Here is a 12,229-nt window from a genome sequence, read left to right as displayed (position 1 = left end):
GATTTCGGGGCGCGCTTTGCCGCCAACACTGCCGGACGGCCGAACTGGACGCCGGCCGGATCATGCGGATCAGGCAGTTGCTGAGGGATGCCGGTCCGCAAAACCGCTCGGCGAATGCGCAGCCTTGCGGTACCGGGCCGAATCCGGCGGCAAGCTGACCGCATCCATGCCCAATAGCTTTCCGAATAATCCTTTAGCGCTGGCCTCGGTACTCCGGCTGCTGGTTTTATTGCTGCTGATCCAACTGGCAAGCGCGTTTTCGCCGCCGCTTTATGCATTGCAGGGGCTGGCAAATTACGCACCGCTGCATACCGCCGTCGAAGTCTTGGCCATAGTGGTTTCCGCCCTGGTGTTTGCTACCGGTTGGGTGGTGTATCAAAAAGAAGCTTCCGGTAATTTGATGCTGCTGGCCTGCTGCTTTTTAGGCGTGGCCATGCTCGATTTAATGCACGCCTTATCGTATACCGGCATGCCGGACTGGGTTACCCCGAGCAGCCCGGAAAAAGCCATCAATTTTTGGTTGGCGGCCAGAGCTTTCGCCGCCATGGCAATGTTGAGCGTGGCTTTTTTACCGAACTGGGCCTTGGATCGCGGCCATTACCGCTGGTCGATGCTGGGGACGGTTTTGAGCGCGGTTGGCTTGGTTTGCTGGGTGGTGTTGTCGCATCCGGCCTGGATACCGCATACCTTTATCGAAGGGCAAGGGCTGACGCCGTTCAAGAAAAACTGCGAATATGGCTTGGCCTTGATTTATGCCGTGCTGGCATTGCGCTTTTTCCGGAAAGCCGGCGCGCGGCATGTTTACGATGTCGCCGGCCTGTTCGGCGCGGCGGCGGTCATGGCCATGAGCGAAGTGTTTTTTACGCTGTATGCCGATGTCACCGATATATTCAATTTTCTAGGGCACGTCTATAAAATCGTTGCCTATGGTTTGGTTTATAAAGCAGTGTTCATGAACAGTGTCGAACTGCCGTATCAACGCTTGTATCAGAGCAACCTGGCTTTAAAAGCCAGCGAAGCCAAATTTCACGCCATTATTAACGAATCGCCGGTCGCCTATGTGCTTTACGATGCCCGGCAACGCATCCGCTATTTGAATAGAGCCTTTGTCGCCACATTCGGCTATACCGAAACCGATTTAAACCATTTGCGGGATTGGTGGGACAAGGCATTGCCGGAGCGCGACTATCAACAGCGTTGTATCGGGCATTGGCAACAGCATTTGGAACAGGCCGTGTTCGGTAAAGGGCCTTTTTTGCCCATGGAGACGGACGTTCTTTGCAAGGATGGCGCCAAACGCACGGTACTCATCAATGTCGCCTTGCTGGGCGATAATCTGGCCGGCCATCAGGTGATGATTTTGCAGGATATTACCGAACGGGTCGAAGCCATGCAGGTGATTTGGAACCAGGCGCATCTGGATCCTTTAACCGAACTGCCCAACCGTACCTCGTTTCTGGGTACGCTGGCGCAGGAAATGGCGAAAGCGCGTAAAACCGGCCGGCGCATGGCGCTGATGTTTATCGACCTTGACCGGTTTAAGGATGTCAACGACACCCTGGGCCATTTTATGGGCGATATTTTATTGCGGGAAGCAGGCCAGCGCTTGCGGGAAATCGCCAGCGAACGTTTTACTTTGGCCCGGTTGGGAGGGGATGAGTTTACCGTGACCGTGGGCGGGCTGGATAACCAAGCATGTATCGAACCGCTGGCGCAAAGCATTTTGGCCTGTCTGTCCAGCCCGTTTAAACTGGGCGACGACACCGTATACCTTTCGGCCAGTATCGGCATCGCCTTGTATCCCGACGATGCCCAAAAGAGCGAGGAACTGCTGAAAAACGCCGATCAGGCCATGTACGAAGCTAAAAAACAAGGCCGGGATTGCTTCAGTTTTTTTACCAAGGACATGCAGCAAAGCGCGCAAAACCGCATGCGGCTGCTGAATGAGCTGCATGGCGCGCTCGATAAACAACAGTTGATGGTGTATTACCAGCCCATTGTCGATTTGGCGACGCAAAAAATTTGCAAGGCCGAGGCCCTGTTGCGTTGGGAACATCCGGAATTGGGCTGGGTGAGTCCCGCCCAATTCATTCCCCTGGCCGAGGAAACCGGTATGATCGTTGGGATCGGCGACTGGGTATTTCGCAACGCGGCCCGGCAAGTCGGCGTTTGGCGGCAACGGTTCGACCCCTTGTTTCAGATCAGCGTCAACAAATCGCCCGTGCAGTTCGGCAAGACCAGCTATGCACGGGATCACTGGTTACAGTATCTGCAACAGCTCGGTTTGCCCGGACAATGCATCGTGGCCGAAATTACCGAAGGTTTATTGTTGGACGCCACGCATCAAGTCGGCGAACATTTGCGGGTTTTTCGGGAGGGCGGGATTCAGGTGGCGCTGGACGATTTCGGCACCGGGTATTCCTCGTTGGCTTATCTGAAAAAATTCCCTATCGATTATCTGAAAATCGATCAATCGTTTGTGAGTCACTTACAAGCCGATTCGAGCGATATGGCGTTATGCGAAGCCATTATCATCATGGCGCATAAGTTGGGCATTAAGGTCATTGCCGAAGGTATCGAAACGCCGGCGCAGTACGCGTTATTAGTTAATGCAGGCTGCGATTACGGACAAGGCTATCTTTTTTCGAGACCCGTTCCCGCCGATGCCTTTTCCGAACTGCTGCTGCGGCAAAATAGACCGGTGCCAGAACAGCGGGAGGATGATTTTTTGCTGGCGAAAGAGTAGCGAATTGATAGCCGTATCCTAATTGAAGGAGGAAACCATGCCGGATTTAAAACAAACGCCGCTGTTTAATTTACACCACGAACTCGGCGCCAAAATGACAGCCTTTGCCGGTTATGCCATGCCGGTGCAATATGCCGGCGGCATCATACGCGAACATCTGCACTGCCGCGACCGGGCCGGATTATTCGATATTTCCCACATGGGCCAATGCCGGATATGGGGTGAAAAGGCCGCCGAAGCCTTGGAAAAGCTCACGCCCGGCGGTATCGTGGATCTGGCTATGGGTGCGCAAAAATATACGGTCTTGACTAACCCGGCGGGCGGGGTGATAGACGATATTATCGTTACCCGTATCGACCGGGGCTTGAGTTTGATTGTCAATGCCGGCTGTAAGGACAAGGATTATGCTTATCTTACCCAGCAATTGCCTGATGATTGCGTGTTGCAGACCTGCCCCGAGTTGGCTTTGCTGGCCTTGCAAGGTCCGGAAGCGGCGGTTGTCATGGGCCGATTCTCGGCCGAGGCCGAGGCTTTGGATTTTATGCGGACTTGCCGAACCCGAATCAACGGCATCGACTGCTGGGTCAGCCGCAGCGGTTATACCGGTGAAGACGGCTTTGAAATTTCCGTTCATCAAACCGATGCCGAAACTATTGCCCGTCTGTTGTTGGCCGAGCCGAGCGTCGAGCCCATCGGTTTGGGCGCGCGGGACACCCTGCGGCTGGAAGCGGGATTGTGTCTGTACGGCCACGAATTAAGCGACACTATTTCGCCCTTGCAAGCAGGCTTGAAATGGCTGTTTAAAAAAGGCCATGCCGGCTTTCCCGGCGCGGACAACATTCTGTCCGAATTCGCCGCTGGCTTGCCGCAAGTGCGGGCCGGTTTGCTGGTGGATGCTAAAATTCCGGTTAGAGAAGGTTGCGCGGTGACCGATGATGAAGGCCGACAGGTGGGTATTGTCACCAGTGGCGGTTACTCGCCTTCGTTACGGAGGCCGGTGGCGATGGCCTTGATCCAGCCGTCTTACGCCGGCATCGGCACGCCATTGCTTGCCAGTGTGCGCGGCAAACCCATTGCCGTTACCGTTACTCGTTTACCCTTTGTTCCCCATCGTTATCACCGGTCATAACCATGTCAACAAAAAACCCCCGTCTTGAACAACTGGAAATGCGCGGCAGTTTCATTCCGCGCCATATCGGCCCCGATCGGCAGCAAATTACCGAGATGTTGGCCGCATTGGGCTTATCCGAACTGGATGAGTTGGTGGAAAAAATCATTCCGGCCAATATTTTGAATCACGAACCGCTAAAACTGACCGAAACCATCAGCGAACGGGCCGTGATCAAATATCTGCGCAACATGCGCGAGCGCAATAAGGTATTGGTGTCGATGATAGGCATGGGCTATTACGACACCATCATGCCGGCGGTGATCAAGCGCAACGTACTGGAAAATCCGGGCTGGTACACGGCATACACGCCGTATCAGGCGGAAGTGAGCCAGGGCAGGCTGGAAGCCTTGTTGAATTTTCAGCAAATGATCGTCGATTTGACCGGCATGGAGTTGGCCAATGCTTCCCTGCTGGACGAAGCCACGGCGGCGGCGGAAGCCATGACCCTGTCGCGGCGGGTCGCCAAAAGTACATCGAATACCGTGCTGATCGATAGGGACTGCCACCCGCAAACCATTGCCGTGGTGCAAACCCGGGCCGGCTCTCTAGGTTATCGGGTCATGGTGGTCGATCCCTATGCCGGTTTGGAACAATACGACTTTTTCGCCTTGATTCTGCAATATCCCGGCTGTTCCGGCGAAATTCGCGATCTGGCCAACACCGTTGCCGCCGCGCACCGGAAACAGGCACTGGTAACGGTAGCCGCGGATTTATTGAGTCTGGTGTTATTGCAGCCGCCGGCCGGCTTCGGCGCCGATATTGCGGTCGGCAGCGCCCAGCGTTTCGGAGTGCCCATGGGCTACGGCGGTCCGCATGCGGCATTTTTCGCTACCCGGGAAGAATTCAAACGCTCGATGCCTGGCCGTATCATCGGCGTCTCCAAGGATAGCCACGGCCAAATCGCCTTGCGCATGGCCTTGCAAACCCGCGAACAGCATATCCGCCGCGACAAGGCAACCAGCAATATTTGTACTTCACAAGTGTTATTGGCGGTGATTGCCGGTTTTTATGCGGTGTACCACGGCGCGGACGGCTTGCGCATGATTGCCGGGCGGGTGCATCGGTATGCGCAAATCCTGGCGGCCGGCATCGCGCAATACGGACATCAGGTGGTCAGCCGCTGTTATTTCGATACCTTGCTGGTCAGAACCCCGAATCGGGCCAAGCGTATCGCGGCTCGCGCGGAGGAGGCGGGTATTAATTTGCGCGTCATCGATGCCGACCATCTCGGCATTTCGCTGGACGAAACCACCACCCGCAACGACATCCGGGCGGTATGGCAAGTGTTTTCGGCGCCGGGTTACGAGATGCCGGATATCAATACATTGGATAAAGTCGTTGCCGAATGCATACCCGATATGTTGCTGCGCGGCGATGCGATTCTGCAAAATCCGGTATTCAGCCGCTATCATTCCGAAACCGAGATGATGCGATACATGCGCAAACTGGCGCGGCGCGATATTGCCTTGGACAGGGCCATGATTCCATTAGGTTCCTGTACCATGAAGCTGAATGCGGCCACCGAAATGCAGGCCATTTCGTTTTACGAATTCGCCGCCATGCATCCTTTCGCGCCCTTGCACCAGGCCCAAGGTTACCAGCAGCTGTTTGCCGAACTGGAAGACATGTTGTGCGATCTGACCGGCTTCGATGCTTTTTCCTTGCAACCCAATGCCGGTTCGCAAGGCGAATACACCGGCTTATTGGTAATCCGGAAATATCACCAGGTCAACGGCCAGGGCCAGCGGGATGTTTGTCTGATTCCCGCCTCGGCGCACGGCACCAATCCGGCCAGCGCGGTATTGGCGGGCCTGAAAGTGGTGGTGGTGGCTTGCGATACCAACGGCAATGTCAGTGTCGATGATTTGCGCGCTAAAGTCAGCCAATACCGGGATAGGTTGGCGGCCCTGATGATTACCTATCCGTCCACGCACGGCGTCTACGAACAGGCGTTCCGGGAAATTTGCGATATCGTCCATCAACACGGCGGCCAGGTTTATTTGGACGGGGCGAATTTTAACGCTTTGGTCGGTCTGAGCAGACCGGGCCGCATCGGCGCCGACGTCGCTCATTTGAATTTGCACAAAACCTTTTGCATTCCGCACGGCGGCGGCGGTCCCGGCGTCGGCCCGATTGGGGTGCGCGCCCACCTGGCACCTTTTCTGCCGGATCATCCGGTGGTGGAAGGTGTCAATCCGGCCAAGAGTGAACACGGTACGGTCGGCACCGTTTCGGCCGCGCCGTGGGGTTCGGCCAGCATTCTGACCATTTCCTGGGCCTATATCGCCATGATGGGTGCGGCGGGATTGAAGCGCGCCACGCTGGCGGCCATATTAAACGCCAATTACATCGCCCGGACCTTGGCGCCGTATTACCCGATTCTGTATACCGACGCCAACGGCTGGAGCGCCCACGAATGCATTATCGATTGCCATGAGTTTAAGAAAACCGCCAATATTACGGTGGAGGACATTGCCAAGCGTTTGGTCGACTACGGCTTTCATGCGCCGACCGTAGCGTTTCCGGTGCCTGACACGCTGATGATAGAGCCGACCGAAAGCGAGAATAAAACCGAAATAGACCGGTTTTGCGTCGCGATGATGCAAATACGCCGGGAAATTCGGGAAATCGAAGAGGGGTTTGCCGATAAGGAAAACAATGTGCTGCACAATGCGCCGCATACCCATCGATTGTTGTTGGAGGAATGGACGCTGCCGTATTCCAAGCAAAAAGCCTTTTTTCCCGACAACGAACAACATGACGACAAATATTGGCCGCCGGTGGGGCGCATCGATAATGTGTATGGCGACAGGCATGTAATGTGCAGCTGTCCGCTGGATTGGGGCGGAACGGAGGTTAACGATGGTATTTAGTGCCGATTAGGCGCCGGAAACCGCTCTCCGGTTTTTTGCAAACCGAATGTAATTAAAACCAGCGGTTATCGAGAAAAGTTTGTTTATTCCAGGGCTAATTTCGTGATTGGTAACGACCCCGTGTGCAATGCGCTAACTTTTCCGGTTTTTAATGCTGCTGGTGTAGGTGGTAATGGCAAATAAAGCCGACGAAATGATAAATTCGCCGTTAACAACCCCGTATATGCCGGCGGCAAATAACAGGCCCGTTAATAGGTGTTTGGATAAGCTATTCATTTTTACAATACTCGCTAAATGAAGAGGTTTACAATATAGGCTTGTTTTATTGCAGTAACAATACTTTGTAAACGAGATGGTTTGTTAAGTATAAGGAAACAAAAGGCGTTCAAACACCCTGTTTGGGTGGTTTGGCCGCTAAATTTACGGCGGGATCAGTCCTGTTTTATAAAAATTAATCGAGAGGGGGAAATGCATGGATATTTTGTTTGATCTGGCGATTGTGTTGGGCGTTATTGGGGGCGGCTATTTTTGGGTGAAAACAAAAGTGCTAAAACCGGAAATCATCCGGGATATTGAAATATTTCCCAGCCGCGGCGTGCCGCTGGTAAAAAGAAGTCACGAACTGCAAGCCAATCCAACCCCGGAAGCCCCGTCGGCTAAACCGGCTGTGGTTGAACAGGTTGAATCCATGCCGCCGGTTACCGAGCCGGTCCTAGCGAACACCGGACAAGCCGCGGAAGTGCCAGCATGCGGGGCCACCGTAAGCGAAGCGACCGGTCTTAGCCCAATGCCGGAAGATTCCGTACTCAAGCGCCATTATTTGGCGCAACTCGCCGCCGCGAGGCAAGCCATCACCCATCCTTATCCGACCGATTCGGTGCTGCGCCGGCATTTCGAGAGCATGTCGGCCGCCAAGCTGGCGCCGATCGCACAAGTCAAGGCCGCGGCGGAGATTGAGCCGGCCGAAACGGCCGCTCCCGATGCGGTAAGCTTGTTCGTACCGCAAGACTCCGTTCTGAAACGCCATTACCTGCAATGGTTGGCAAGCAAGGCGTCTGAAAATCCGGCCTGAGGAAAAGTTTTAAAACGCCGGTAAAAAATAGTAAAACTGTGACGGCCATCGGCCGGAGAGCTTAGCGGATGGCGAGTATTGAATGGCCAGTCACGGAAATATTTTACTAAAAGCAGAAAATACGGATCGTTCTAACTATAAGGAGAAAAATCATGTTAGAAGATCAAGTAGCCAGTCAAAGAATCGATTTCTTTGAACAAATGCATCATGAGTTTTTATATTTGAAAGGATATGGTACTTATGCCTACCTGACATCTCATGACGTCGATCTATTGTATGAGTCTTATATGGCGCAACAGGTATCGATAGCGGCAGCGATTACGCCGCAAACCTCGGTTGTCGGCTTTATTCGCTCGTTCATTAAAACCCTGTAAGCCTATTTCCCGCCGATAACGTGGAGTTGCGGCGGGATTTTATTATGTTGGCAGGCAAAGCCCGCGCAAATTACAAAAAAGCCGAAGATAATTCTTCGGCTTTTTATTGCTCCTTCAGTTGTTTCAGGACTTAAAACAAACCGCTGATCACGCCGTCGTCGCTAATATCGATGCGTTCCGCCGCCGGCATTTTCGGCAGGCCGGGCATGGTCATCATATCGCCGGCGATCGCAACGATGAAGCCGGCGCCGTTGGCCAGCCGCACTTCGCTAATTTCCACATTATGCCCTGAAGGAGCGCCCTTGGCGTTGGGGTTGGTGGTAAACGACATTTGAGTTTTCGCCATGCAGATCGGGAAGCTGCCGTAATTATTCTGTAAGGCTTTGATTTCCGACATTACCTTGGGGCTGGCGCTGACGCTGCCGGCACCGTACAGTTTGGTGGCGATGGCTTCGATCTTGTTCCATAACGGCAATTCGGAGTCGTAGACAAAGCTAAACTCGGGCGCGCGGTTGTCGACGATGTTCAACACCTCGCGCGCCAGATCCTCCGCACCGGCGCCGCCGTGCGCCCAGTGCTTGGCGACCACGCATTTGGCGCCCAGCGCTTCGCACTTGCTTTTCAACAAATCGATTTCGGCATCGGTATCGAAGGCGAAATGGTTGATGCTGACTACACAGGGGAGGCCGTAGTGGTTCCGGATATTGCTCAAATGGCGCTCCAGATTGGCAAAACCCGTTTCCAATGCCGCCAGATTTTCCCGGTTCAAATCGTCCTTGGCGACGCCGCCGTGGAATTTCAAGGCCCGCACGGTTGCTACCAAGACTACCGCCGACGGTTTCAGGCCCGCCATGCGGCATTTGATATCGATGAATTTTTCCGCGCCCAGGTCCGCGCCGAAACCGGCTTCCGTAACCGCGTAATCGGCCAGTTTCAGCGCGGTTTTGGTGGCGGTAACGGTATTGCAGCCGTGGGCGATATTGGCGAACGGGCCGCCGTGAATGATGGCCAGATTGTTTTCCAGGGTTTGCACCAGATTCGGTTTGATGGCGTCCTTTAAAATCGCCGCCATGGCACCGTGGGCTTTTAAGTCACGGGCGTAAACCGGGGTAACTTTGTCCGATTTGTAACCGATGACGATGCGGCCCAGGCGTTCCTTCAAATCGGCCCGGCTGGTGGCCAGACACAGAATTGCCATCACTTCCGAAGCCACGACGATATCGAAACCATCCTCGCGCAAATAGCCGTTCGCGGCGCCGCCCATACCGACCACGATCTTGCGCAGAGCCCGGTCGTTCATGTCGATGACGCGCTTCCATTGAATGCGGCGCGGGTCTATGTCCAGCGCATTGCCGTGGTTGATGTGATTGTCGATCAACGCGGACAACAAATTATGCGCGACGCCGATGGCGTGGAAGTCGCCGGTAAAATGCAGATTGATGTCTTCCATCGGCACCACTTGCGCATAACCGCCGCCGGCCGCGCCGCCCTTGACGCCGAAACAGGGGCCCAGCGAAGGTTCGCGCAGGCAGATAATGGTTTTCTTGCCAATCCGGTTCAGCGCATCGCCCAAGCCCACTGTGGTGGTGGTCTTGCCCTCGCCGGCCGGAGTGGGGCTGATGGCGGTGACCAAAATCAGTTTGCCGTCGGTTTTATCGGTCAGACTATTGACATACTCCAGCGAAATCTTGGCTTTATAGTGGCCGTAAGGATCGAGATGCTCCGCGGGAATGCCGAAGGTTTCGCCGGCCAAATCGATAATCGGCCGCATCTTGGCCTGTTGCGCAATTTCAATGTCTGACATGTCGTCTCCAAACGAGAATTAATAAAAAGGTAAAAAACAGGGCTGCGGCCGGCAACCGCCAAATGCATGCCGGCGAGGAATTTGGACGCTATTTTAGCGGGTTAGCCCTTTAATTGCTGCGATTTGACGCCGTATTGCCGAACAATTGCACAGCGGAATCGGTTGTCCACGGCCGGTAGGACTGCATGATGCCATGGAACAGATCGGAGTCCAGAAACACTTGCAGCCAACGCCGTAAGGCCGGGTAGTTCGCTTGGGCAAACCATGCCTGATCGACGGCGGCGAATTGGCGGATGAAAGGGGCGATTGCCGCATCGGCAATACTGAAATGCGCGCCGCACAAATAGGCGGTTTGCCGCAACTGTTGTTCCAGAGCGCTTAAAAAATATTCGCCGTGTTGCCGGTAATAAACCATGGGGTATTCCGGATAGCGGTCGGCATATTTGTAACGGTCCAGGTAATATTTGAATTCGCCGTCATTGCGTTGTATCAGGGCTTGGCCACTGGGCGGATGCCATGCGGCAAGCCAATGGTCCGGGTCGCGGATGTGTAGCGCCCAATGCATGATGTCCAGGCTCTCGTCGACGACCTGCCCGGACGGCAACACCAACACCGGCACGGTGCCCTTAGGCGATGCAGCCAGCATCGCCGCCGGTTTGTTGCGCAGTTCTATCTCCCGTAACTCAACCGGGATTTCGGCATAAGCAATAGCCAAACGGGCCCGCATGGCAAAAGGGCAACGGCGGAAGCTGTAAAGAATGGGAGATTCCGGTTGGGCGGCGGTCATCGGCTTGACAATCACAAAAGAGGATTCAATTATAAAGGCAACGATGGGTTGGCCGCAGCTCCAACCTTGCTTGCCGGTAAAGCCGATGATAAGGTGCAGTGCTCTTTTCCACGTGTCGGAAACCTATGCGATGCACTTAAACCGATGAGTAAAATTACCGGCCTACTATTGGCCGCCGGTGCCGGCCGGCGGTTCGGGCAAGATAAATTGACGCACGCCTTGCCGAACGGCGAATTGCTGGCGGTGCGCGCCTGCCGTAATCTGGCGGCCGGGGTGGACGAGGTTTTAGCCGTGGTGCGGCCCGGCAATGGTATGTTGGCGGATAGTCTGGCGGCGCAAGGCGCCAAAGTGGTGGTATTTGCCGATGCCGACTTGGGAATGGGCAGCAGTCTGGCTTTTGCCGTGCAAGCCTGTCCGGATGCCGGCGGTTGGCTGGTCGCGCTGGCCGACATGCCCTGGATAGCGCCGGCCACTATATCCCGGCTGGCGGAATCTTTGCACGCCGGCGCGGCTATCGTGGCGCCGCGTTACCAGGGTCGGCGCGGACATCCGGTGGGTTTTGCCGGGCGTTTTGCCGGAGATTTGGCCGGCTTAAGCGGCGATATCGGCGCCAAAAGCGTAATATCGGCGCATCTCCACCATTTGCTTATCATCGACTGCGACGATCCCGGCGTGCTGAGAGATGTCGATCGGCCCGCCGATTTAACTCACCTTATCTTGTAAATACCTGTGGCGATTTTGAATATCTTGCAGCGGCAACTGGAGTTGCAGCACACTCGACAACCTTATGTATTGGCCACGGTGGTGGAAATACTCGGTTCCTCTTCCGCCAAACCGGCGGCCAAGGCGCTGATCGACCGGGCGGGACAAGTCGTCGCGGGCTGGATCGGCGGCGGCTGCGCGCAAGCCATGGTGTCGCAAACAGCCTTGAAATGCCTGGAAAGCGGAGAGCCCAGCGTGATCGATATCGATTTAACAGACGAAATTTTCGGCGCCGGCATGCCTTGCGGCGGCAGCATGCGGGTTTACGTCGAACCGTTTTTGCCCAAGCCGCGGCTGTGGCTGATGGGGCACGGCCGTATCGTGGAAAATCTCTGCGAATTCGCCCATCGCTTGGGATTTGACGTGATTGTCAACGACCCGCAAGCTGAGCCCGGGCAATTTCCGGCCGCCAGTCGCCTGATCGTCGACGACAGCCGTTATCGGCAATTGCAACCGCAGTCCGGCGATTATGTGGTGATCGCCACGCATCACAAAGGCGATTACGACGCGCTGGCGCAGGCATTGAATTCTCGTGCCGATTATATTGCCATGGTCGCCAGCCGCAAGCGCGCGCAATTGGTGTTGCAGCGCTTGCGGCAGGAGGGTTTCGGCGACGCCGCGCTGGCCCGAATACGCGCGC

The 12,229-nt window shown here is 55.2% G+C and carries 10 protein-coding genes; 7 read left to right on the top strand and 3 right to left on the bottom strand.

Annotated elements, in window-relative coordinates; all coding sequences use genetic code 11:
- Window positions 1-166: 166 nt before the first annotated feature.
- Genes NP596_RS16640 through gcvP form a run of 3 tightly spaced genes read left to right on the top strand, consistent with a single transcriptional unit; the run spans window position 167 to window position 6,790 of the window.
- Complete coding sequence (locus tag NP596_RS16640) at window positions 167-2,746, top strand: bifunctional diguanylate cyclase/phosphodiesterase (protein ID WP_256616516.1); 2,580 nt, start codon at window positions 167-169, stop codon at window positions 2,744-2,746.
- 37 nt (window positions 2,747-2,783) lie between these two features.
- Window positions 2,784-3,875 (top strand): glycine cleavage system aminomethyltransferase GcvT, encoded by a 1,092-nt coding sequence (gene gcvT / locus NP596_RS16635; RefSeq protein WP_256616515.1) that lies wholly within the window; start codon window positions 2,784-2,786, stop codon window positions 3,873-3,875.
- A 2-nt stretch (window positions 3,876-3,877) separates the two neighbouring features.
- The gene (gene gcvP / locus NP596_RS16630) at window positions 3,878-6,790 is read left to right on the top strand and encodes an aminomethyl-transferring glycine dehydrogenase (protein WP_256616514.1); all 2,913 of its coding nucleotides are present in this window, start codon (window positions 3,878-3,880) and stop codon (window positions 6,788-6,790) included.
- A gap of 132 nt (window positions 6,791-6,922) precedes the next feature.
- On the opposite strand, the gene NP596_RS16625 is transcribed toward gcvP, so the two are convergent.
- On the bottom strand, window positions 6,923-7,066 hold the full coding sequence (locus NP596_RS16625; RefSeq protein WP_256616513.1) for a hypothetical protein: 144 nt from the start codon (window positions 7,064-7,066) through the stop codon (window positions 6,923-6,925).
- A 196-nt stretch (window positions 7,067-7,262) separates the two neighbouring features.
- Between NP596_RS16625 and NP596_RS16620 the strand changes: the two genes are divergently transcribed.
- Window positions 7,263-7,862, top strand: coding sequence for a hypothetical protein (locus NP596_RS16620; RefSeq protein WP_256616512.1), 600 nt, complete (start codon window positions 7,263-7,265; stop codon window positions 7,860-7,862).
- A gap of 152 nt (window positions 7,863-8,014) precedes the next feature.
- Entirely contained in the window at window positions 8,015-8,236 is a 222-nt protein-coding gene (locus tag NP596_RS16615; RefSeq protein ID WP_256616511.1) for a hypothetical protein, read from the top strand.
- 130 nt (window positions 8,237-8,366) lie between these two features.
- Here the strand turns inward: NP596_RS16615 and NP596_RS16610 are convergent, their stop codons facing one another.
- Both NP596_RS16610 and NP596_RS16605 read right to left on the bottom strand, forming a co-directional pair.
- The gene (locus tag NP596_RS16610) at window positions 8,367-10,040 is read right to left on the bottom strand and encodes a formate--tetrahydrofolate ligase (protein WP_256616510.1); all 1,674 of its coding nucleotides are present in this window, start codon (window positions 10,038-10,040) and stop codon (window positions 8,367-8,369) included.
- Window positions 10,041-10,149: 109 nt separating this feature from the next.
- Complete coding sequence (locus tag NP596_RS16605) at window positions 10,150-10,827, bottom strand: glutathione S-transferase (RefSeq protein WP_256616509.1); 678 nt, start codon at window positions 10,825-10,827, stop codon at window positions 10,150-10,152.
- A 144-nt stretch (window positions 10,828-10,971) separates the two neighbouring features.
- Here NP596_RS16605 and NP596_RS16600 point away from each other — a divergent pair, with 144 nt between their 5' ends.
- Together NP596_RS16600 and NP596_RS16595 are read left to right on the top strand one after the other, a co-directional pair.
- Window positions 10,972-11,550 carry a nucleotidyltransferase family protein gene (locus NP596_RS16600; protein WP_256616508.1) on the top strand — a complete coding sequence of 193 codons (579 nt, stop codon included), beginning with the start codon at window positions 10,972-10,974 and terminating at the stop codon, window positions 11,548-11,550.
- Between the two features lie 6 nt (window positions 11,551-11,556).
- A partial coding sequence (locus NP596_RS16595; protein ID WP_256616507.1) for an XdhC family protein occupies window positions 11,557-12,229 on the top strand: 673 nt, incomplete at its 3' end.

This window comes from Methylomonas rivi, assembly GCF_024505165.1.
Taxonomy (GTDB): Bacteria; Pseudomonadota; Gammaproteobacteria; order Methylococcales; family Methylomonadaceae; genus Methylomonas; species Methylomonas rivi.
The sequence above is the reverse complement of the archived record's forward strand: the minus strand, read 5'-3'. Positions and strand labels throughout refer to the sequence as shown.

Coding starts and splice junctions, on each gene's coding strand:
- NP596_RS16625 (WP_256616513.1), bottom strand. CDS start 7,066: ATGAATAGCTTATCCAAACACCTATTAACGGGCCTGTTATTTGCCGCC.
- NP596_RS16640 (WP_256616516.1), top strand. CDS start 167: ATGCCCAATAGCTTTCCGAATAATCCTTTAGCGCTGGCCTCGGTACTC.
- gcvP (WP_256616514.1), top strand. CDS start 3,878: ATGTCAACAAAAAACCCCCGTCTTGAACAACTGGAAATGCGCGGCAGT.
- NP596_RS16600 (WP_256616508.1), top strand. CDS start 10,972: ATGAGTAAAATTACCGGCCTACTATTGGCCGCCGGTGCCGGCCGGCGG.
- NP596_RS16605 (WP_256616509.1), bottom strand. CDS start 10,827: ATGACCGCCGCCCAACCGGAATCTCCCATTCTTTACAGCTTCCGCCGT.
- NP596_RS16610 (WP_256616510.1), bottom strand. CDS start 10,040: ATGTCAGACATTGAAATTGCGCAACAGGCCAAGATGCGGCCGATTATC.
- gcvT (WP_256616515.1), top strand. CDS start 2,784: ATGCCGGATTTAAAACAAACGCCGCTGTTTAATTTACACCACGAACTC.
- NP596_RS16615 (WP_256616511.1), top strand. CDS start 8,015: ATGTTAGAAGATCAAGTAGCCAGTCAAAGAATCGATTTCTTTGAACAA.
- NP596_RS16620 (WP_256616512.1), top strand. CDS start 7,263: ATGGATATTTTGTTTGATCTGGCGATTGTGTTGGGCGTTATTGGGGGC.